At 27.7% G+C, this 22,945-nt stretch carries 24 protein-coding genes; 1 reads left to right on the plus strand and 23 read right to left on the minus strand.

What is annotated here, in order from left to right; genetic code table 4:
* Positions 1-5: 5 nt before the first annotated feature.
* The 21 genes from T314_RS0101025 to T314_RS0101125 all read right to left on the minus strand — a co-directional run bounded on the left by T314_RS0101025 (position 6) and on the right by T314_RS0101125 (position 19,966).
* Positions 6-365 carry a hypothetical protein gene (locus tag T314_RS0101025; RefSeq protein ID WP_051612871.1) on the minus strand — a complete coding sequence of 120 codons (360 nt, stop codon included), beginning with the start codon at positions 363-365 and terminating at the stop codon, positions 6-8.
* A gap of 66 nt (positions 366-431) precedes the next feature.
* Positions 432-1,616, minus strand: a complete 1,185-nt coding sequence (gene tuf / locus T314_RS0101030; RefSeq protein WP_029511802.1) for an elongation factor Tu — start codon at positions 1,614-1,616, stop codon at positions 432-434.
* A 140-nt stretch (positions 1,617-1,756) separates the two neighbouring features.
* Positions 1,757-3,826, minus strand: coding sequence for an elongation factor G (gene fusA, locus T314_RS0101035; RefSeq protein ID WP_011183519.1), 2,070 nt, complete (start codon positions 3,824-3,826; stop codon positions 1,757-1,759).
* Positions 3,827-3,863: 37 nt separating this feature from the next.
* Complete coding sequence (rpsG, locus tag T314_RS0101040; RefSeq protein WP_011183520.1) at positions 3,864-4,331, minus strand: 30S ribosomal protein S7; 468 nt, start codon at positions 4,329-4,331, stop codon at positions 3,864-3,866.
* An 80-nt stretch (positions 4,332-4,411) separates the two neighbouring features.
* Positions 4,412-4,825, minus strand: coding sequence for a 30S ribosomal protein S12 (gene rpsL, locus T314_RS0101045; RefSeq protein ID WP_011183521.1), 414 nt, complete (start codon positions 4,823-4,825; stop codon positions 4,412-4,414).
* Positions 4,826-4,927: 102 nt separating this feature from the next.
* A complete protein-coding gene (locus T314_RS0101050) occupies positions 4,928-5,473 on the minus strand; it encodes a hypothetical protein (RefSeq protein WP_029511803.1) in 546 nt (181 codons plus the stop codon).
* A gap of 8 nt (positions 5,474-5,481) precedes the next feature.
* Positions 5,482-7,041, minus strand: a complete 1,560-nt coding sequence (cls, locus tag T314_RS0101055; RefSeq protein WP_029511804.1) for a cardiolipin synthase — start codon at positions 7,039-7,041, stop codon at positions 5,482-5,484.
* Positions 7,041-7,766 carry a P-loop NTPase family protein gene (locus tag T314_RS0101060; protein ID WP_029511805.1) on the minus strand — a complete coding sequence of 242 codons (726 nt, stop codon included), beginning with the start codon at positions 7,764-7,766 and terminating at the stop codon, positions 7,041-7,043. The genes cls and T314_RS0101060 overlap by 1 nt, the downstream gene beginning before the upstream one ends.
* An 86-nt stretch (positions 7,767-7,852) precedes the next feature.
* Positions 7,853-8,767, minus strand: coding sequence for a hypothetical protein (locus T314_RS0101065; RefSeq protein ID WP_029511806.1), 915 nt, complete (start codon positions 8,765-8,767; stop codon positions 7,853-7,855).
* 101 nt (positions 8,768-8,868) lie between these two features.
* Positions 8,869-9,528, minus strand: coding sequence for a hypothetical protein (locus T314_RS0101070; RefSeq protein ID WP_029511807.1), 660 nt, complete (start codon positions 9,526-9,528; stop codon positions 8,869-8,871).
* Positions 9,516-10,022: an L-threonylcarbamoyladenylate synthase gene (locus T314_RS0101075; RefSeq protein WP_029511808.1), complete on the minus strand. Its 507-nt coding sequence runs from the start codon at positions 10,020-10,022 to the stop codon at positions 9,516-9,518. The genes T314_RS0101070 and T314_RS0101075 overlap by 13 nt, the downstream gene beginning before the upstream one ends.
* A complete protein-coding gene (locus tag T314_RS0101080) occupies positions 10,012-11,520 on the minus strand; it encodes an LTA synthase family protein (protein WP_029511809.1) in 1,509 nt (502 codons plus the stop codon). The genes T314_RS0101075 and T314_RS0101080 overlap by 11 nt, the downstream gene beginning before the upstream one ends.
* Positions 11,521-11,528: 8 nt before the next feature.
* Entirely contained in the window at positions 11,529-12,389 is an 861-nt protein-coding gene (gene prmC, locus T314_RS0101085; RefSeq protein ID WP_051612872.1) for a peptide chain release factor N(5)-glutamine methyltransferase, read from the minus strand.
* Positions 12,382-13,473, minus strand: a complete 1,092-nt coding sequence (gene prfA, locus T314_RS0101090) for a peptide chain release factor 1 (RefSeq protein ID WP_029511811.1) — start codon at positions 13,471-13,473, stop codon at positions 12,382-12,384. Before prfA ends, prmC begins: the two co-directional genes overlap by 8 nt.
* A gap of 2 nt (positions 13,474-13,475) precedes the next feature.
* Positions 13,476-14,087 carry a thymidine kinase gene (locus T314_RS0101095; protein WP_029511812.1) on the minus strand — a complete coding sequence of 204 codons (612 nt, stop codon included), beginning with the start codon at positions 14,085-14,087 and terminating at the stop codon, positions 13,476-13,478.
* A gap of 2 nt (positions 14,088-14,089) precedes the next feature.
* A complete protein-coding gene (locus T314_RS0101100) occupies positions 14,090-15,034 on the minus strand; it encodes a DHH family phosphoesterase (RefSeq protein ID WP_029511813.1) in 945 nt (314 codons plus the stop codon).
* Positions 15,035-15,046: 12 nt separating this feature from the next.
* A complete protein-coding gene (locus tag T314_RS0101105) occupies positions 15,047-16,924 on the minus strand; it encodes a hypothetical protein (protein ID WP_029511814.1) in 1,878 nt (625 codons plus the stop codon).
* A gap of 105 nt (positions 16,925-17,029) precedes the next feature.
* Positions 17,030-17,308: a 50S ribosomal protein L31 gene (gene rpmE / locus T314_RS0101110; RefSeq protein WP_029511815.1), complete on the minus strand. Its 279-nt coding sequence runs from the start codon at positions 17,306-17,308 to the stop codon at positions 17,030-17,032.
* A 129-nt stretch (positions 17,309-17,437) separates the two neighbouring features.
* Entirely contained in the window at positions 17,438-18,328 is an 891-nt protein-coding gene (fba, locus tag T314_RS0101115; RefSeq protein WP_029511816.1) for a class II fructose-1,6-bisphosphate aldolase, read from the minus strand.
* A 70-nt stretch (positions 18,329-18,398) separates the two neighbouring features.
* Positions 18,399-19,262 (minus strand): ABC transporter permease, encoded by an 864-nt coding sequence (locus tag T314_RS0101120; protein WP_029511817.1) that lies wholly within the window; start codon positions 19,260-19,262, stop codon positions 18,399-18,401.
* Positions 19,262-19,966 carry an ABC transporter ATP-binding protein gene (locus tag T314_RS0101125; RefSeq protein ID WP_029511818.1) on the minus strand — a complete coding sequence of 235 codons (705 nt, stop codon included), beginning with the start codon at positions 19,964-19,966 and terminating at the stop codon, positions 19,262-19,264. Before T314_RS0101125 ends, T314_RS0101120 begins: the two co-directional genes overlap by 1 nt.
* A gap of 104 nt (positions 19,967-20,070) precedes the next feature.
* Between T314_RS0101125 and T314_RS0101130 the strand changes: the two genes are divergently transcribed.
* Positions 20,071-20,583 (plus strand): GNAT family N-acetyltransferase, encoded by a 513-nt coding sequence (locus T314_RS0101130; protein WP_036237406.1) that lies wholly within the window; start codon positions 20,071-20,073, stop codon positions 20,581-20,583.
* An 8-nt stretch (positions 20,584-20,591) separates the two neighbouring features.
* Here T314_RS0101130 and T314_RS0101135 read toward each other — a convergent pair whose 3' ends face one another.
* Together T314_RS0101135 and T314_RS0101140 are read right to left on the minus strand one after the other, a co-directional pair.
* Entirely contained in the window at positions 20,592-22,415 is a 1,824-nt protein-coding gene (locus T314_RS0101135; RefSeq protein ID WP_051612873.1) for a PTS transporter subunit EIIC, read from the minus strand.
* A 108-nt stretch (positions 22,416-22,523) separates the two neighbouring features.
* Positions 22,524-22,835, minus strand: coding sequence for a hypothetical protein (locus T314_RS0101140; RefSeq protein ID WP_029511821.1), 312 nt, complete (start codon positions 22,833-22,835; stop codon positions 22,524-22,526).
* Positions 22,836-22,945: the final 110 nt, after the last annotated feature.

Raw genomic sequence — 22,945 nt, forward strand, 5'->3', positions numbered from 1 at the left:
CCTGTTTACTCAACTGGTGTTTTATTTTCTAATTTCAATTTATCTTGTTCGTCTGTTAACATTACTGATGCTACTATAAATAGAATACCTGATACTAAATTAACAAATAATAATGTACATACTGATAAAGCAACATGAGGTGCTTCTTCCTCTGTTCCAACTTGTTTATATGCTTTATTTGCTGCTAAAGTCATTGGTATAGTTCAAATTAAAGGAACTAAGAATATAACCAATAAAACTACTCCAATTATGGGATTAGCTGTAATTCCAATTAATCCATATATCAAAGCAATTAAAACAGCAAATCCCATATATACAATATTTAAAATTATTCCTATTAAATATAACGTTTTTCTTGTTTGCATATTTCCACCTTTTCTTTTCTAATAATAACAAAAAAAATTGCCGTTAAGCAATTTTTTGTTTTGTTATTATTGAACTGAAATAACAGTTCCTGCACCAATAGTTCTTCCACCTTCACGGATTGAGAATTTTGTTCCATCTTCAACAGCAATTGGTTTAATTAATTCAATTGTCATTTCAACGTTATCTCCAGGCATAACCATGTCTGTTCCTGCAGGTAAGATTACTTCACCAGTAACATCAGTTGTACGGAAGTAGAATTGAGGACGGTATTTGTTAAAGAATGGTTTTTGACGTCCACCTTCTTCAGTAGTTAAAGCATAAACTGATGCTTGTAATTTAGTATGAGGTTTAATAGTTCCAGGTTTAGCTAAAACTTGTCCACGTTCAATACTTTCTCTATCAACACCACGTAATAATGCTCCAACGTTGTCTCCAGCTTCAGCAAAATCTAATAATTTTCTGAACATTTCTAATCCAGTAACAACAGTTTTTTTAGCTTCTTCAACTAAACCAACGATTTCAACTTCTTCGTTAACTTTAATTGTTCCACGTTCAACACGTCCTGTAGCAACAGTTCCACGTCCTGTAATTGTGAAAACGTCTTCAACAGGCATTAAGAATGTTTTATCTGAATCACGAGTTGGAGTTGGAATGTATTCATCAACTGCAGCCATTAATTCTTCAATAGCAGCGACTCATTTAGCTTCTCCGTTTAAAGCTCCTAAAGCTGATCCACGGATAACTGGTGCTCCGTCTCCATCGAAGTCGTAAGCTGATAATAAGTCTCTAACTTCCATTTCAACTAAGTCGATCATTTCTTCATCATCAACCATGTCACATTTGTTTAAGAAAACAACAATTTTTGGAACTCCAACTTGTCTTGATAATAAGATGTGTTCACGAGTTTGAGGCATAGGTCCATCAGTTGCAGCAACAACTAAGATCCCACCATCCATTTGAGCAGCACCTGTAATCATGTTTTTAACATAATCGGCGTGTCCTGGACAGTCTACGTGTGCGTAGTGTCTGTTTTCTGTTTTATATTCAACGTGTGAAGTATTAATTGTAATTCCACGTTCTCTTTCTTCTGGAGCGTTATCGATATTTGCGTAATCTTTAAATTCTGCTCCACCTTTATCTGCTAAAACTTTAGTAATAGCAGCAGTTAATGTAGTTTTACCGTGGTCAACGTGTCCAATAGTACCAATGTTAACGTGAGGTAAACTACGGTCAAAAGCTTCTTTTGCCATTTTTGTATTTCTCCTTTATTTATATCTAGCGATATTAGATTTACTTTCTAGTATCTTTACCGCCCCCGTAGGGGCGTTGTTTATTCTTATTAATTAAGAATATTTTAACTTTTTACATCAATAAGTGCAATTATAAATTACTACTTACCTGATTTTTTAATAATTTCTTCTGCAATAGATCTAGGTGCTTCAGCATAGTGACTGAAAATCATAGTATAGTTTCCACGTCCTTGTGTGAATGATCTTAATTCTGTTGCATAACCAAACATTTCTGTTAGAGGAACTTTAGATTTAATTGTTTGTGCGTTTCCTCTTTGTTCTGATCCTTCGATTAATCCACGTTTTGATGAAATGTTACCCATTACATCTCCATAGTATTCATCTGGAACAGTTACTTCAACGTTCATGATTGGTTCTAAGATCACTGGATTCATTTTTTTACATGCTTCTTTTAAAGCAAATGATGCAGCGATTTTATAAGCCATTTCGTTTGAGTCAACGTCGTGCATTGATCCATCAACGATTGTTGCTTTAACATCGATCATTGGGTATCCAGCAACTACCCCGTTTGTAAGTGCGTTTTCTAAACCAACACGTGCAGCATTGATATATTCTTTAGAAACACGTCCTCCAGTAATTTTGTCAACTCATTCAAATCCTTTATCAACGTTTGGTTCGAATTCAATAACAACGTGACCATATGACCCACGTCCTCCTGATTGTTTAACATATTTACCTTCAGCTTTTGCTGGTAATTTAATTGTTTCACGGTATGAAACTTGAGGTGCTCCAACGTTTGTTTCAACTTTGAATTCACGTCTCATACGGTCAACAATAATATCTAAGTGTAATTCACCCATACCAGCAATAATAGTTTGTCCAGTTTCTTCATCAGTATATGTTCTGAAAGTTGGATCTTCTTCTGCTAATTTTGATAATGCTAATCCCATTTTTTCTTGATCCGCTTTAGTTTTTGGTTCTAAAGCTAATTGAATAACTGGTTCTGGGAACACCATTGATTCTAAAATAATTTCATGTTTTTCATCAACTAAAGTATCACCTGTTGTAGTATTTTTTAATCCAACAGCAGCTGCAATATCTCCAGCATAAACTTCTTCAATCTCGTTACGGTTGTTTGCGTGCATTTGTAAAATACGTCCAACACGTTCTTTATCACCTTTTGTTGAGTTTAATACATAACTTCCTTTTGTAAGAATACCTGAGTAAACTCTAAAGAATGTTAATTTACCAACGAATGGGTCAGTCATAACTTTGAAAGCTAAAGCTGAGAATGGTTCATTGTCATCTGCATGTCTTTCTGCTTCTTCACCATTTGGTAAAACACCTTTAATTGAAGGAACGTCTAATGGTGAAGGTAAATAATCAACAACTGCGTCTAATAATAATTTAACACCTTTGTTTTTAAAAGCTGATCCCGCTAAAACTGGGAAGAATTCTGCACCAATAACCCCTTTACGGATTGCTTGTTTTAATTCAGGAATAGTGATTTCTTCACCATCTAAGAATTTCATCATTAATTCCTCATCGTATTCAACAGCTGCTTCAACTAATTCGCTTCTTAAAATTTCTGCTTGATCTTTTAAATCTGCAGGAATTTCAATTTCTTTAGCAATTTCTTCAGCTTTTCCGTCAAATTCGTAAGCTTTCATTTCAACTAAATCGATTATTCCTGTGAAGTTATCTTCAGCACCGATTGGTAATTGAATTGGAGCAGCTTTGGCTCCTAAACGATCCCCGATTGATTTAACTGAGTAGATGAAATCTGCTCCAGTTTTATCCATTTTGTTAACAAAAACAATACGAGGAACTCTATAAGTAGTTGCTTGTCTTCAAACAGTTTCAGTTTGAGGTTCAACTCCTGATTGTCCATCAAGAACTGCTACAGCTCCATCAAGAACACGTAATGAACGTTCAACTTCAACAGTGAAGTCAACGTGACCTGGAGTATCAATTATGTTGAAACGGTTATTTTTTCAGAATGCAGTTGTTGCAGCTGAAGTAATTGTAATACCACGTTCTTGCTCTTGTGCCATTCAGTCCATTTGTGAAGCCCCTTCATGAGTTTCACCAATTTTATGAATTTTACCTGTATGGAATAAAATACGTTCTGTTGTAGTAGTTTTCCCAGCATCAATGTGAGCCATAATTCCAAGGTTACGAGTATTTTCTAAACTAAATTCTCTTGGCATAATTTTGCCCCCTATCTAAATAAAATAATTGTTGATCTTATCAACGGTAGTGTGCAAACGCTTTATTAGCTTCTGCCATTTTATGTGTATCTTCACGTTTTTTAACTGATCCACCCATGTTGTTTGATGCATCAATAATTTCGTTAGCTAACTTAACAGTCATAACTTTTTCATTTCTTAATCTTGCATAGTTAATTAATCAACGTAAAGCTAATGTAACTTGTCTTTCATCTGAAACTTCAACTGGCACTTGGTAGTTAGCTCCCCCAATACGACGAACTTTTAATTCTAAGTGCGGTTTGATGTTTTCAATAGCTTTGTTAAAAATTTCAATTGGTTCTTCACCAGTTTTTTCTTTGATAATGTCAAATGCATCATAAATAATTGTTTGAGCTGTTCCTCTCTTACCATCTAACATAATTTTGTTGATAGCACGTGTAACTAATTTTGAGTTATAAATTGGATCTGCTAAAACATCTCTTTTTTCTGCTCTATTTTTACGCATAGTTTTGACTCCTTTCTTGATTTTCTATTTTGTGATACTTATTTGTGGTTCATTTCACGGTTCTTCTAAATTTAATTAGACTATTTTTTAGGTCTTTTCGCTCCATATAAAGAACGAGATTGTTTACGGTTGTTAACTGCTTGAGTATCTAATGTTCCACGAATAATGTGGTAACGTACTCCCGGTAAGTCTTTTACACGTCCCCCACGAATTAAAACAACTGAATGTTCTTGAAGGTTATGTCCTTCTCCTGGGATATATGCATTAACTTCCATTCCGTTTGTTAATCTAACACGAGCGTATTTACGTAACGCAGAGTTGGGTTTTTTAGGTGTCATTGTAGCAACACGAGTACATACTCCTCTTTTTTGAGGTGCAGAAACTTTAGTTACTTTCTTTTTCAATGAGTTTACCCCTCTGTTTAAAGCAGGCGCTTTAGTTTTTCAAGTTTTAGCTTTACGGTTTGTTTTAACTAATTGATTGATTGTTGGCATTGTATTTCCTCCTTTCACAATTCCGTGTGTGTTGAACTCACATAAATAAATTATACACTTAATTGATTAAAAGTTCAAACTTATATCAACAAGTGCATATTTTTATATTAAATTTATTATTTCTACTAACGTTGAAATAATTTCAAAATTGTTCTTTAGGTCTAAGTTTAATTTTGTTTTATTTGTTGAACTTATTAAATTCAACAATGAAGTTAACACTTCAGATTTTTCTAATAAACTAAACTCTTTCTCTTTTTGCTTCGTATTTTTTATAAAAAGCGGTAGCTCCTCGTTTGAAGTTAAAATGAAATCTTTATTTTCTTTATAAGCAACAATAAAAATCTTTTCAAAACTTTCATTTAAAAAATTTTTCATATTTTCAGAATCTTTAAAATATACTGATAATGCTTTTTTGTAAAAAAGCAGATCGTTTTCCAAATTTTTTAATATTTCTTCAAAAGCAATTAAATTATGATTTTTACATTGTTTTACTATTTTTATTAGTTCTTGTAATTGTGCTATATTTTCAATTCTTAAGTTAATTGACTTAAATTTCTTAAAATCAGCATCAAACATAAATGCATCTAGCATCTTAAAACCTTGATAAGATTTATTAATTTTATTAAATACTAATTTTTCTATATTCATAAAACTCCTTATAAAAGTGGGGCCATAATATTATAGACTTTAACAATAGCTCTTTTTCACAATGGTAAATCTTTGTTTGGCATAAATTTATATTCAAATGATTTATCCATGTCGTGAATCATTTTTTCTTCAATCTTTTTATTCATATTATTTGATCTTATTAGTGCCATTGTTTGTTGATCGCAAAATAAAGCTCTATAGTCAAGATTAGAACTTCCAGTAAATGATATAGATTCATCAAAAATATAAGCTTTTTCATGTATAAAAGTATCATTCATTGAATATATTTTAACGCCGTTTTCAAACATTTTTTTAGTTCATTGTTTTGAAACTTCTAACAATAAGAATTTGTCTGATCTTCCTGGTAATAAAATTCGAACATCCAATCCAGTAGAAGCAGCATTACATAATGCATTTATAATTTCTGGAGGTGGTATAAAGTAAGGAGATTTTAATCAAATTCTATTTTGTGCTGAGTGAATTAAATTTAATAATAGTTCTAAACAAATAGGTCTGTCATGATTTGGTCCATCAGAAACTACTTGAATAAATTCATCAGTTCTAAAACGTTTTCTGATTGCTTTACCAAATTTAGGTTCCAATTTTTCAATTTTCTTTTGCTTTTTAGTTGCATAAAAATTTCAGTCTTTTTGGAATATTGATTCAATTTCTTGAACACCTTCACCAATAATTCTTATTGCCGAATCGTTTCAGAAACCAAAAACCCCACTTTTGTTTATGTATTCATCTGAAATGTTAACTCCACCTAAATATCCTATTTGTCCATCAATTGAAATATCTTTTCTGTGATCTCTATAATTTGCATTCCATTTTAAAAATGGGAAATGAATTGGTGAATAAGCAATTAAGTTTGCGCCCTCTTGAATTAATCTTTTTTTACTTGTTGTAAATCTTCCGTAACTACCTAAGAAATCGTAAATTATATATACTCTAACGCCCTCATTCATTTTTTCAACTAGTAAATTTGTTAGTTTATTCAAAAATTCACCTTCAGAAATGATGTAACAATTAATCATTACATACTCTTTAGCATTTTTTATATCATTTAATAAATTTGAAAAATATTCATTTCCTGATTTTAAATATTCTACTTCAGTATTTGCATAAATACCTTCTTTTTGTTGTTCAAAAGTCATCATAAATGATCTTTTAAACTCTGGATTTAGTCTTTCAATTTCTTTTAGATTTTCAATGTCATATTGTACTTTCGGTTGTAAAGCACTAACTGAATTTTTATTATATAAATAATTTTTATTTTTATTATATTTATAAACTCTACCTAAAAAAATGTAAGACATAATTCCAAAGAATGGAATTATTATTATAAATATAGCTCATCTAATTCTAGTTTCAATTCTTCGTTTTCTATTACATAAAACAACAATTGCTCATACCATTGAAACTATGTGAGTTACTGATATAAAAAATATAAATGGTAATGGTGTAGGCATAAAGAAATTTAAGCATAAGTTGATTGCTACATATAAAGCACCACCAATGCTAAACATTGCAATTAAAGAAGCTGTCGCTACAAATGGTTTTTTCATTATCATGCACCTTCCTTAAATCTAAACATTTTACTTTTACTTGTTAATCAATTATTTAATTTTGAAATAATACTATTAAAATAAAATGGCGAAATCTCTTGAGTTATTTCACAAAGTAAATCATTTAATTCAAGTTTAAATAAAAAGTTATTGTATGTATTTATTTTTTCCTCAAAATCAGATTCAAAATAAGTGATTATATACATTGAAAGTAAATATCCATATTTATAATAAGCATCTGGTTTATCTTCTGATATTTTTGAAAATATTTTACCTATTTCTGAATAATAAAAATGTTTTCTTTTATTGATAATTTCATCTGAGAAATTAGAAAATGTTTTTATACTATTAAACAATTCTTTTTCATAATTAATTTTAAATTCTACATTTGTTCCAATTGAAGGTAATATAGTTTCAATGATTTTTGTTATCTTCAGTTTTTCAATTTTAATTTGTTTTGTTTCAGCAGCATCAAGATTTGTGTAAAGAAGTCTTGAGTAAAGTATAATGTGAATCATTTCATTAATAAAATGATTTTTATTTTTTCCTTCTAGGCTTATTAAATTTAAAAAAACTTTAAGTATTATATTTTCATGAGCAAATTCCACTAAAACCTTAGCTTCTTTTTTGGTAATTCCGTGCTCAATTAGTCATATATTAATTTCTTTGCTTTTTAATTTAATGAAATGCTTTTGCCCTTTAATACTTTTTGTAGTTTTAAACATTTGAAAAATTCCTTTGCTTTTTTAATAATTATATTCTTTTAAAATAAAAAAACACAATCAGCTAACATGCCAATGTGTTCATTGTTTTATTTTTGTCTTGAAAGAAGTGGGAACATGAATTTCTTATCTTTTAATCCTGTTGTTACTTCTTTTAAGTATAAACATGAGTGCATATCTAAACCTGTTTTAACAAAAGTATCTGTTTTAGTTATGTGAATACCTTCTTTAATATCTGGCATAAAACCAAAATCAACTCTTTTTATACCATTTGGAACTATTATTTTTAAAAGTTCTTCTAAATCAATGTTGTGTGAAGAAAATGATCCAATGAAATCAAATATACCATTTTTAATTCTAAAACAAACAACTGTTTGTAATGAAGGTATATATCATAAGTCGTCTTCAAAGTGTTTTTGAATATTATGAAATTTAACTAAGCTATCACCTTTTGTATCTAATATACTTGATTGTTTACTTGAGTGTAAAATAGCTTCCTTAACTAATTCAAAATCATGTGCTAAAGATAAATCAAGTTTAATGATTTTTGAAGATTCTTGTTTTTCTCTATTATTTCAAGGTAAAAAAAATAAATATTCTTGTTTTCTTTCAAATCCAGATTTTATTAAAACTTCTTCATCTTTTACTCCACAATAAGAAATTAAAATATCAACTAAATTTGAATATTTATAAATAGCTGCTTCAATTAAAATCTCTTCAAGATTTTCTTCAATGAAAGCTTCTTTAATAAAGAAATTCCCAACTTGAACTGCGCTACATTTTTCTCCACTAATAAAAACATCAAATTTTAAGATGCCTAATGCTGCTATTATTTCATTTTTTTCATTAACGATTGTGATAGGTGAAAAATTTTCTAATTGTTTATCTTTGAACAATCATTTTTCAAAATTATTATTTGATGATCTTTTGATTAAGTTGCTTAAATCCTGGTTGAAGTGTTTATTATCTTTGTGATCAAAAACAATATCATAAGTGTCTCTCATGCGAACTACTCCTCTATATGTAAATTACTAATTAATTATATAACAGTTTAACAATAAATAGAATAGTTAAATTTTGCTAAAGCATGCAAAAAACCTTTATATTAAAGGTTTATTTGTTTTATTACAATGTCTGACAATGGATTAAAGACAAATATTTTTATATTCTTTATCTCTGAGTTATTTTCAATTAATTTCTTTTGTAGCATAGCTTCATATTTATATTTGTCTTCATAAGGAGATTTACTAAACTTAAATATGCATAGAAATCAATTATCATTTGATTTTAATAGTAAATCAATTTTTCCATAAAAGTTCAAGCTTGATTCTAAGTTCGCTAGCATTATATTTGCTAATGAATGGTTTATTTTATGCTTATATATAAATTTATTTAAATCATGTACAACTGACTTTGCAATGTTTATTGCTACTTTATGATCTTCATCGTTTTTTTCAAATTTAAGAAACTCAGCTTTTCTTTGAACGACGGAATTTATTATTAATTCTTTTGCTATTTTGTTTCTTAAAAATATTTGTTCAAGAATTTTTGATGATGGGCTTTGAATAAAGGGAAATTCTTTTTGACAAAGATCATCAATTGAATCAAGAATTAATTTTTGATTTTCATCAACGTAATAAGTTAAATTGAAATTTTTATCATTGTAATCAACGCTATTAATTAATTTAAAACTTGAAGAATTATCATCAAATTCAAAATACTCTGAAATATCATTGATATTAAATTTTGATTTTATCGTACTCATATATTTGTTATAGAATTATAAATTTTTGATGGTTTATTGTTTGTAATAACTTTATCAAAATAAACATTAATTGAACTATCAAAATTAATTAATTCGTCTTTCTCATTTATTGGTTGCTCTCCATGTAAATTAACACTTGTAGAAAATATCGGTCCAGTTTTTTCAATAATTTTTTTTATATCATTTCTAATTATTAATCTAACTGCTATAGTTTTATTATTACTTTTTGTTTTAAAAATAACTGTTGTACTTTCATTAAATAATAAATCTACAAATTTATTTTCTTCAATACCCAAAATGCTTAGCTGTTCTATGTTTGATATTAAAACAATTAAAGGTTTTTCTTTGTTTGCATTTTTTAGACCATTTATTCTTTTTTCATTTTCAAAATTTCAAATCGCTGATAATCCATAAATAGTATCAGTTGGTAAAATAATTATTTCATTTTCTATAAGAGCGTTTGTTGCTTTAATTATTAAATCTTTACTTAACATTTTTATTTCCTTTTCTTCTTTTAGCTAAAATTTCTGAAAATAAAATTTGAGCACCAACTCTCTTTTTAAATATAGTAGTTTTCATAATATTGAATCCAATTATTAAAAACGAAGAGATTAATATTCCAAATAAAATTATAGATTCTGCAATAACGTTAACTGTTTTCTCTCATAAAAATCCTACATGACCATCAATTAAATTTAAATTGTAAGCTTTTTCGATAACTTCATAATCACTATCATTGCCAATAATTCCTTTTATTGCGTTTATGAAAGCATTGCCTGCAGTTACACCATTTTCACTTTGTAAATTTCAGGCTTCTACTAAATTACCAACCTGTACTTTTGATATTATGTTTAAACATGTAATTAAAACTAAGTTTGTATATATAATGAAGTACTGAGTAATAAATAAATTTTGCGATTTATTTTCTCCTCTAATTGATACTGAGATAAAGTACATAAAAGTTGCCATAGTTGTACCTAATCCTATTATTGGAAGCGAACAATATATAAAATAATTTTTTTCATATTTTAAAATATCTGAAAAACTTGTTTGAGAAAGTCCTTCATCAATTCCATATCTTTTTAATAACTCTGGTAAGACATGAACCGTTCTTGTTAATATAGAAGTTTTTGTTGTGTCAAAAGAAATTGTTATAACGTAGACAAACTGAGGTAAAAGAATACAAGCTGCAGCAAACATTGTCCAATTTGAAATGTTCTTGTCTGAATTTTTAAATATTTTTGTTAAAAACGATTTCATTCTATTTTGACTTAATTCTTTTTTTCTATTACTAATATAGTCAATATATTTATTAATATTTAAGCTTTCTGCTTCTACTATTACTGCATTTTGAATACTTAATGAAAGCATAAATATTGCAATTATTTGAATAAATAATATTCATCAAATAGAATCTTCAGATGCTCATTTATACGCTTGATCTTTATTTGCAGTAAACTGTTTAGAAATTTCGCTTATAACGTCTGGAACAGACTTAACATATTCATTATCAATTTGTCCTATTAATGACTCAAATGTAAAAAACTCTTGAAATTTAGCAAATTCATACTGAGCTATTGAAGACATAAGAGCAGCTATAATTCCAAAAGAAATAACAAATATTCAAAAACTTGTTTTATACTTGTTATTTACACCAGCTGCAGTTAGAAAAGGTTTTAATAAAATAAAGCCAATTAATGTTGCAATGAAAAAGCCTCATCCTATGTAAACAGGTGTTAAAATTTCAATTTTAGACGGAAGTCAAAGAAATTCTGAAAGTGCATTTCAATTATCAAAATAAATTTTTAAATTAATATCTGAAAAAACTATTCAACTAAATATATACGTAGGAATCATTAAAACTGAAAAAATAAACATACTAAAAATAGCAACCTTATACAAGTGTGCATTTTTTTCTTGAACAGAAGCAACTTTGTCTTTTATTGCAAAGTTAAGTCTGAATTTACTTTTAAATTCAATCTTTTTTTCCATCTTATCTCCTACTTAGTAAGTATTAAATATCTTAAATTATTAAAATAATCTTTTTCAAACTTTCATTTATATTTTAAACCTAATTCTTGTTTTAAAAAGACATCTAGCTCTTTTTCTTGTTTTCATCCTATTTCAAAAACAATTAGTATATTTTTTGTAATATCCATAAATTTATCAATATTTTTAATTGCTTCCTTATAAAAAAACAGTCCATTGTCTTTTGCAAAAAGTGCCAATTTTGGTTCATATTTTTTTGTCATTTTATCTACATCAATATCATTTAAATCAATATATGGTGGGTTGCAAACAAGAATGTTAAATTTATTTTGTTGTTTTATAATAGAATTCAAGAAATCACTTTTAACAACTTTTGTACAATTTACTAAATTATTATTTTCAATATTTTTACTAGTTATATTTAACGCTTTTTTAGAAATATCTGAGAATGTAACTTTTTCTATTCTTTCTTTGTTTTCTATAGCAATAGAAATTCCTATACAACCTGAACCACAACAAAGATCTAATACTGAAATTTTTTCATTTTGAGAATTGATAAATTCATTAACATAATCAACAATAAGTTCAGTTTCCATTCTTGGTATTAAAGTATTTTTATTTACTAAAATTTTATGGTTTCTAAAAATTTTGTATCCTAAAATATAAGCTAAAGGTTTCCCTTTAGCTAACTTTTTAGAAATTTTAATTATTTTTTTAAATTGATTTTTATTTAAAACTTTTTCTTGTGAAAATAAAACTTCTGAATATTCAATTTTTGTAATAAATGAAATAATTTCAATAGCATCCGATTTTCCAATTTTATTATTTTCTAAAAGAAAATCTAAAGCAATTTTTATATTTACATTATTCATTATCTTGTAATTGCGCTTCAACTTTCTGACGCTGTTCATCATTAACTAAGGCAATAATAAAATCATCAATTTTTCCTTCCATAACTTGATCCAGTTTGTTTAGTGTTAAACCTACTCTATGATCAGTTACACGATTTTGTGGATAATTATATGTTCTTATTTTTTCACTTCTAGCTCCTGTACCAACAGCACTCTTACGTGTTGCATCAGCTTCTGCTTGTTGTTTCTCTAATTCTGCTTCATATATTCTTGCTCTTAGCATTGTCATAGCTATATCCTTATTATCATGCTGACTTCTTCCATCTTGAGAAGCTGCAACAACACCAGTTGGTATATGAGTAATACGAACAGCTGAATCTGTTGTGTTAACGTGTTGACCACCTGCTCCAGATGATCTATATGTATCAATTCTTAAATCACTGTTTTTGATTTCGATTTCAACATCACTCATTTCAGGTAAAACAGCAACTGTAGCAGTAGAAGTTTGAATTCTACCTTTAGCTTCAGTTTTTGGTACTCTTTGTACTCTGTGGGCTCCAGATTCAAATTTTAATTTTGAATAAACTCTGTCACCTTTAACCATAAAAGAAACTTGTGAGAAACCACCAGCTTCTGAAGAGTTTGCATCAAGCATTGTAATTTTTCAATTTTGAGTTTCAGCATATAGTTTATACATTCTTAGTAGATCACCAGCAAATATATTTGCTTCATCTCCACCTGCTGCACCTCTAATTTCTACAATAACGTTTTTGTCATCGTTGGGGTCTTTTGGTAAAAGCAATTCTTCAATAATTGCAACAATAGGATCAACAGCATCTTCATTTTCTGATAATTCCATTTTAGCTAGTTCAATCATTTCAGCATCTTTTTCATTACCTAATATTTCTTTAGCATCAGCAATTGATTGAATTATTGTTTTATATTCAATAAATTTTTCTACAACTTCGATTAAATTTGCTCTTTCTTTGTTAAGTTCTAACATTTTTTTAACATCTGAAACAATTTCTTCTGATTGTAAATCTTTATCTATTTGATCAACCCTTTTTTGCATTGTTTCCAATGCTTCATAAGTTTTTGGATTCATTTTTACCCCTTTTCTATTTGGTAGCAATTTCTACATCTAGCTTCGTAACTATCATTACCATCAACTAATATTAATGGTGAATTTCAATCAGCTGGTTTACCATCAATTATTCTTTGTGTTCTATTTGCAAAGTTTCCACATTTTTGACAAATGGCTGTTAATTTATCTACCATTTCAGCTAGTGGAAGTATTCTGTCAACATTTTTAAATGGTTGACTTCTAAAGTCTTTATCTAAACCTGTTACTATTACTATTATTCCTCTGTCAGCTAATTCTTCAATGTAATCAACAATAGCTTCATCAAAAAATTGAATTTCATCAATACCAACTACATCTACTTTTTTTTCTAATATTTTTGCTTCCAGTTTTTCTTTTAATTCAACTGTTGAATTCACAGGAATTGATGATAATAGAGTTCCTGCATGCGAAGCAACCTCATTAACAGCATATCTTGTATCTATGACTGGTTTAAATGCTATTACATTTCTTTTGGCAAAAGCATGTCTACGTAATCTTTTGATAAACTCTTCTGTTTTACCAGCAAACATACATCCAGTTATTAATTCCACTCAACCTAACTGTTTTTGTTCAATTGTATCTCTGTTTTGTATCATAACTATTTATTTCCTTTTGTTATAACAGCATCTAAGTCTTTAACAAGTTTTGATATATCAGATAATGTATTTAATTTACATCCACTTGCTAATTTATGTCCACCACCATCATACTTGTTAGCTACTTTATCAATTTCAAAATCCCTACTTCTAATTGAAACTTTAATTTCTTCATCTAATTCAATAACTAAAACTCAAATTTTTATTTCATCAATACCACTCATAGTTCCTAATGCAGATTTAATTTGTTCGTATGAATATTTTCAAGGTTTTTGGTCTTCTTTTGTAATTGTAATATGACCAACACCTTTTTTAGATAATTGTAATTTTGAAAATGCAAAGTTTGCATATTGTTTTCTTTTTAAATCTGAAACAAAAAGTGAATCGTGTACCGCTTTTAAATTTGCACCATTTTCTAAAAGAATTTTAGCTGCGTTAAAAGTTTTAAAACTTGTATTTGGAAATAAAAATCTTCCACTATCTGTAACTAAACCTTTGTAAAGATTTGATGCTGCATTTGCGTTTCATTTTAGTTTCATAGCATCTGCTCATAAAGTTATAACTTCAGTACATGCCATTGCTGTTTCTTTAACAATTTCATTTTTTGCATATGGATCAATATTAACATGGTGATCAATTTTAAATGTTTCAACTGCAATATCATATTTATCAAAATCTAATCTTGATTTTGTTGCAGTGTCAACTGTGATAACTAATGCTGATTTAATGAAATCATTTGATATTTTGCTTTTTAAAAAGTCTTTGTTATCATCAAGTCTATCTCCAGGAACAACTATTGTTTTACCTGGAAAATTTTCTTGAATTAAGTATGCTAAACCCATTGAGCTACCTTGTGCATCTCAATCAGGTCTTATATGTTTTAAAATAATAATATTTTTATATTTTTTAATTTTTTTAATTAATAATTTGTAATTTGTTTCTTTCATTTCTTTTTTCCTTTATATTATTGCTGATATTGAATGTTCTTCAAAATAAAGAACTGCATCATTTTCTCTTTCAAATGTTTTATCTTCAGAATAAAAATATATTTTTGTTTTATTTTTTGTTATTCCAAAGTACATATTTTTATCATGATATTTATTTGTTCTTATAATTCTAACATTTATCGGTACAGAATTATTTTCAATGAACTCAGTAGATATCTCAAGAGGATTAATAAATATAAACCCACTTTCATTAAATTTTTTTGTGTTTACATTTCATAATCTATTTTCTACATCAATTAAATTGTCAGATTCTTTTGTGTAAGAAAAAACGTTTGATTCACCTAATTCATTTTTACAAATATCTATTAAATTTTTTTCAAAAAATTCATTATTTGTTGTTTTAACTAATTCATTATTTCTTGATCAGTATATTTTTTTGTCTTTAGACATATCACTTATTGTGAAAGTTCTTGAATGCAGAATAATAAATGATATCTCTGGATAAAATTCATTAATCTTATTTATTGTATCAAAAAGCATTTCATAATCTTTATTTGTTAATAAATGTAAGAAATCAGATAATATAATATTTTTCTTACCTAGATTTATCGCTTTCAATATTTTCACATATATCATGTTTAATGATGTAAGCTTAAAACTTCCTTTTAAGAATCATTCAAAATTTATATCTAAGTTTTTAAAGTTATTTTCCATTCATAATTCAGCTTGCTTAAAAATAGGAACTATTTGTTTTTTGTAATGTTTTCTTAGAGATAGAAATTCATTCTTGTTTCCGTACTTTACTTCTCCAGTTAATATTAACTTGTGATAATTATGAATATTTGAAATAATAAATTTTGTTAACAATGAAGATTCAGTTTTAATAAAATTGAATAAGAATTTTTTTTCTGTCAATTTTTGATCTGATACTTTATCTTTAATAACTTTTTTTCAATTATTAAGTTCTGATGATATTTCTTGTTGAACTTCTTTAGCAACAGAATAAGTTTTATAAAACTTATCTAATTCAAATTTAAATTGAGTACTTATTGTTCTTTTTCTAAAAAATAATAAAATACTTTCCAGTCTTAGCTTATTTAATCTTATGTTTAAAAACTTTAATTGTTTTTCTACAATGAATTTTGTTTGTTTGTATTCAAAAAGATTTTTTCTTTTTCTCAATAATTTATTATTTGATTTTTTTGTATTGAATTCACATGTGCAAGAATCACGCAATTCATTTAAAGATTCAATTCTATCGTAAAGAACTTGAACAAATTTAAATTCCATTCCTTTAAGTAGTTTTTCTTTTTCAATATCAAATAAAGCTTTTGATAAAACTTTTACTTGTGGTGAAAATTCATTAAACATTTTTTGAGACATACTCTCATTTAATTTTGATAAAATATCATCTAAGTTATTTATTATTTTTTCATGTGATTCGTTAGAAAAATTAATAAATTTATTTATAGCTTCATCAATATCTCTTCTTAATTTTAAATCTGATAAATCATTTTTTGAATCTAATAAAGAAAGATACTCGTATTTTTTTTCTGCATATTTAATTCTTGCATTTCTTAAAAATTGTAAATCAGACAATAGCGAAAGAGCTAAAATTCATTTTGTAGGCACTAAACGTTCAAACCATGTATCGGCTTTTATGTACTCTGTACGCAATTTAATAAAATTCTTGTTAATAACATCTTCGTTGTCAACTTGGTATCTACCAGTTTTATTTTTTTGTCTTCCAAGTATGATTCTTTTAAATGATTTTTGTTTTTTATCTTCTAAATAAATATTAGTTATTTGACCTGGCTTAGACTCAAAATCAACTTTTTTAAGTGATTCTTTGTTATTAGAAGGGCTAAAATTTTTTATTTTATATGACATATTTTTCACCCTCCTTTAAAAGACATAACATTTATTATATTTTAAATCATTTAGGACTTTAATTAAAGATATTAACTAAATAAAAGACCACTATTGTGGTCTAAATTATTTATTTTCTTTGTTTTTTGATTTTTGATCTTCAGAATTTTTTTGAGCAGTTGCGTTAATAGCTTCTTTTCTAGCAAATTTTGATTTAAATTGTTCAACACGACCTGTAGTGTTTGCAAAGTTTTGTGCACCTGAGAAGAATGGGTGACAGTTTGAACAAACGTCAATTCTCATTTCTTCTCTTTTTGTAGTTCCACAAACAAATTCATTAGCACATGTTGTACAAATAAATTTTGCTTCCTCGAAGTATTTTGGTTGAATATCTTTTTTTGGCATAGATGTATCTCCTTTCACACTATGTTTTCATTTAGATACTTTTTCAGTACTTAAAAATTATATAACATTTTTATTTAAAAGCACAAATAAAAAACCGCTTTCGCGATTTTTTAATTATTTGATTAAATATTAAGCTTTACCTTTACATCCGAATCATTCTGTTAATTCGTTAAATGTTTCTTTTAATGCTTGGTATCCTGGGTTTAATAATTTTCTTGGATCAAAACCTTTTGTTTTATCATCTAAGTCTTTTCCAGCTTCAATATATTTTCTTGTTGCATCTCTAAAAGCTAATTGTAATTCAGTATTAACGTTGATTTTTGAAATCCCCATTGAAATAGCTTTTTCAACTTGGTCTTGAGGAATTCCACTTCCACCATGTAATACCATTGGCATTTTACATGCTGCTTGTAATTCTTCTAAAGTATCAAATGATAATCCTGTTCATCATTCAGGGTATTTTCCGTGGATGTTTCCGATTCCTGCTGCTAACATTGCAATTCCTGTTTTTGAAATTTCTGCTGCTTGAGTTGGGTCACCTAATTCACCGTTTCCAACAACTCCATCTTCTTCTCCACCAATTGAACCAATTTCAGCTTCAACTGAAATTTCATGTTCGTTAGCAAAAATTAATAATTCTTTAGTTTTTGCTAAGTTTTCTTCGTATGGTAAGTGTGATCCATCAAACATAACTGATGAGTAACCAGCTAAAATACATTTTTTAGCCATTTCAATAGATTGTCCGTGGTCTAAGTGTAATGAAACTGGTACAGTAATGTTTAATTCTTCTAATAAACCATTAACCATTCCAACAACAGTAACTGGTCCACCCATATATTTAACAGCACCTTCACTTGTTCCTAAGATAACAGGTGTGTTTGAAGCTTGAGCTGCTTCTAAGATTGCTTTAGTTCATTCTAAGTTGTTAATGTTAAAGTGACCGATTGCGTATTTATTTTCGTGTGCTGCTTTAACCATAGCTGTAGCATTAACTAATTTTTCATGATATAGTCTTGTCATTTATTTATCCTCTTTCTTTTACTTCTTTAAAATTATACAACTTTATAACTTTTAAACAAATAATTTTATATTATCTTTTTGCTGTTCATTTAAATGTAAAAGTTGTTAATGTAAATAATCCAGCAAGAATTGCCAATGAACCTACTATTGGTTGTCAGCTTGATGTAAAACTATTCACAGCTCCTTGGAATGTTACTTGAGTTCCTTGCATTCCTTGGTATGTTTCAGTTCATCCAGTTTTGCTAAATGAATACATATATAAGAATACTGGATATTTATGCGGGATAAAGTAAGTAAATATAACCATACCTTGACTTTTAAATAGTGACTCAGTTGGTAACATTATTCCAGATAAAAATATACTGAAAAAATATACCATCATTACAATTCCTTGTATTGACCCTGATGAATTTGCAATACCTCCAAAAAGAGTTGCTAGTGCAATTGATGTTGCACAAATTAAAATAATTGATAACAATAAATATCCGATTTTAATTGAAGAAAAAGCTTTTAAGAATGAGTTTGAATCACCTGTACCCAAAGCAATTATACTTAGTATTGCATTAAATGATAAAACAACAATATAAAAGAATATTCCTGCTAATAAATACACCAGCCATATAGACCCTATAAACATGCTTTTTTTAACACCTGTTATATCAATTCTTTTTAAAAACACTGAGTTTTTTCACTCTACTATTGCAGGAGTAAGAGATGTTAAAACAGTAAGGCATGGAAGAAGTGCATAATTAAATAATGTCTTTCCATCTTTTCCAAAAATAAAGAAAAACATAACTGAAAAAAATATTGGAACAACTAACATAAAAATAATACTTCTTGGTTCTTTAATAAATGATTTATAAACTAATAAAGTTAAATTTTTAAATATGCTTGATTGCTTTTTAAAATTAAATGTGTCAATTTTCTTAAACATTATTTTAACTCTCCTTTAAAAAATAAATTCATTAAGTCTCTAACAGAAACATATTTTTTTATTACAGCAGAAATTTTTTTGTCAAAAAATATTCCACCGTCTTTAATTATTATTATTCGATCACATAATATTTCAACTTCTTCAGGATGATGCGAAACAAGCAATAATGTTTGTTTTGATTTTTTAACGTTTTCTTTAAAGAAGTCTGTAATTTTGTATTGAAGTTCCATATCTAATCCTGTTGTTAATTCATCTAGTATAACAATCTTTGGATTATTCATAACAGAAATCATAGCATTGAATCTTTGCTTTTGACCACCTGAAAGTTTTTTTAATGGTACTTTAATAAATTCTTTAATATCAAAAACATCAGCTATTGTATTTTCTCATTCTTTTGTAAATTTAGGATATATACTTCTATAAAAAGCTAGCATATCTAATGGTGTAATTCCAGCAGGTCAATCTCCTGTTTGTAATTGAATTCCAATTTCATTTTTAATGTTGCCTTCTAAATTAATTTTTATTGTTCCTTTATCAGGATTGTTAAATTGAGCTATCATTTCTACTAATGTTGTTTTCCCACAACCATTTGCACCCATGATCGCAACTCTTTCGCCTTCTTTAATATCAAGGTTTAAATTATTTAATACAACTTTATTTTTAAATGCTTTTCTTAAATTACTTATTTCAATTATATTTTTCATAATGTCTCCTTTTCATATAAATATAATATTAGCACTAATAAGATAAATAGGAATACACAAAATAAAATATTAGTATAGAATCAATATAAATATGGAGGACAAATATGAAACTTAAAATTGTTAAACCTCAATGAGAACATATGGACGAAATTCTAAATGCTTTGGAAGATTTTAAAAAATATCCAAATGAACTTAAAGAAAACATTTCGGGATCTTCAGATATACTTTCATTTGAGAGAACTGAAGATTGATTAGACTTTGTTCAAGAAGGGGTTGGAAATCCTGGGTGAATGCCATTTATTCAATATCTTGCATTGGATGAAGAAAATAAAGTTATAGGTTTTATTAATTTAAGACTAAAACTTAACGAATTTCTTTTAAATTTTGGTGGTCATATAGGTTATGGTGTAGTTCCTTCTCGCAGAAAACAAGGATATGCTACAGAAATGTTAAAACAAACTTTAAAGATAGCCAAAAAAGAAGGAATAGATGAAATTTTAATAACTTGTTTAGATTCTAACATTGCTTCTGAAAAAGTCATTTTAAATAATGGCGGCATTTATGAAGATTCAAGAATTGATGGAGACAAAAATATTAAAAGATTTTGAATAAAATAAAAAATCTCTTATGAGATTTTTTTGTGCAATTTTTGCATTATTTCAGCAACATGAACAACGTCTAAACCTATAACTATTTGCATTGCTTCAGTACCCATTCTTTTTATTCCGTAAGAACCAGCCTCTTTAATCTTACTTTCATCAATTTTAGAATTATCTTTTAAAATTAATCTTAGTCTAGTCATGCAATTATCAATAGATACTATGTTATCTTCGCCTAATGCTTCAAATATTTTTTCAGCCATTACTTGATATTTATCTTCTGCTTTTGCATTATTTTGTTTTTTATCTTTAGATGCAACAGTTACTTCATTTTCTTCTCTTCCTGGTGTTGGAAGATTTAATTTTTTAATTGTTGTATAGAATATTCCAAAATATGTTCCAAAAGCTATTGGTGTTAATAATAAAACTCATAATGGGTTAGATGTAATTTTAAACACACCTTCTTTTGAAGCTGCAAATCCTCAAGATTGAGCAAATGATGCAATATAATCAATTAATCCTGCACTAAATCCAAATCCTAATTGAATTTGCATACCTGTAGAAATTGCTACAAAAACACCAGCAAGTAACGCATGAATTACTAATAATATAGGAGAAATAAATACAAATGAGAATTCAATTGGTTCAGTTATTCCTGAAACAAGTGAAACTAATGCGACCCCGCCTAAGAATCCTGCGATTTCTTTTCTATTTTCAGGTTTAGCTGTACATATCATTGCTATTGCAATTGCAGGTACACCACCCATCATAACAGGGAAGAATCCTCCTTGGAATAATCCTGATCCTTCAATTCCAGCAGCAAATGCATTAATGTCACCATTAACAATAGTTTCAGCTCCTGCATTACCTGTTATCGGATCAATTATATGTCCCTGAATAGGTAATTGGAATCAGAAGAATGTATTTAAAATGTTATGTAAACCAAAAGGTAATAATAATCTATTTAATATAGCGTATATAGCTGTACCAGGAATCGCAACTGCTGGATTAGTTGGGTCAGCTACAGCTCTTCCAAATAACATTAATACGTACTGAATTCAAGGTCAAATTATTGAAAAAAGTAATGCTGTTGGTATTACAGCAATTAAAGCTACCATTGGAACAAATCTTCTTCCACTAAAAAATGAAAGAGCTTGTGGTAATTGAATATCTTTATATTTGTTATAGAAAAACGCTGATAAACAACCTGCTGTAATTCCTCCTAAAACTCCAATATTTAAAACGTATGCACCATCTGAAACATATTTAATTAGTTCTCCATTTGCTCCTTCATAAGTTGAGTTAATAGGAACATAAAAAAGTCCAGATAGTTTTCCTGATACTTCAACACCGATTACTTTTCCGGCATCATCAAGAATTGGTTTATAAATATCAAATCCCAAAGTTTTACCATATATCATTGATGGTAAACTTCTTTCTACACTTGTTAATGCAATTAATGCAATATAAAATACTGCACTTACTAAAGCTACTTCTCCTCTATGATCTTTTGAAAGACCAAACGCTATACCAATTGCAAAAAGTAAAGCTAAGTTATCAAAAACAATTTGACCAGGTTGCTGAATTACAAATGAAATTCAATATCCTATTGAACTTCCAACTCCATCTAAAATAGCACCTGTCGAATCAGTTGTATATGTAACTCCAAGAGCTCCAAATCTGTTTAAAATAGCGGCAAAAGGTAAAACTGCAATTGGAAATGCTAAAGCTTTTCCAAGTTCTTGTAATTTTGTTAAAATTTTGTTTCACTTGCTGCCACCACTTGTATTTAAAGCATTCTTTTTTCTATTTTTAGATTCAGAATGCTTTTGTTTTAATTGTGTTAACATGAAAATCTCCTTTCAAAATAATTTTACTCAAAAACAAAATAATGTTAAAAAAATGATAAGGAAATTTTTTCCACTATATTTTAGAATAAATAGAAATAAAAAAATAATTTAGGCTACACCCGATATTCCTATTGCAAACATAACTATAGCAGCTATTATTGTTGCAATAATCATAAAATAAAAAGCATAACTTGATCCTATGTCCATATATTTATATTTTCCTGAAACAATTTTAAAAGTTTGTTCCTTTTTGTATTTCTTTTTACGTGAATAAGAAATTGTAATTAAAATAAGTAAAATAGCCAGAATAACTAGTAATAATGATCCTAAAAGAAATAATCATCCTGCTTTTTCAGAAATTTTATTTGTCTGTTCTGCAGCTGCTAATAAAGTAATTTTATTTAAATTATATTTAATCATTTTATCTCCTTCAAAATTCTTTAGTGTGTTTTATATTTTTATTCTGTATTCAATAAGATTTTTCTTAAAAATACATTTATCTTGATTTTAATATTAAATTGAGAAATTTG

The sequence above is a fragment of the Mesoplasma grammopterae ATCC 49580 genome (assembly GCF_000701525.1).
GTDB classification, from domain to species: Bacteria; Bacillota_I; Bacilli_A; order Mycoplasmatales; family Mycoplasmataceae; genus Mesoplasma; species Mesoplasma grammopterae.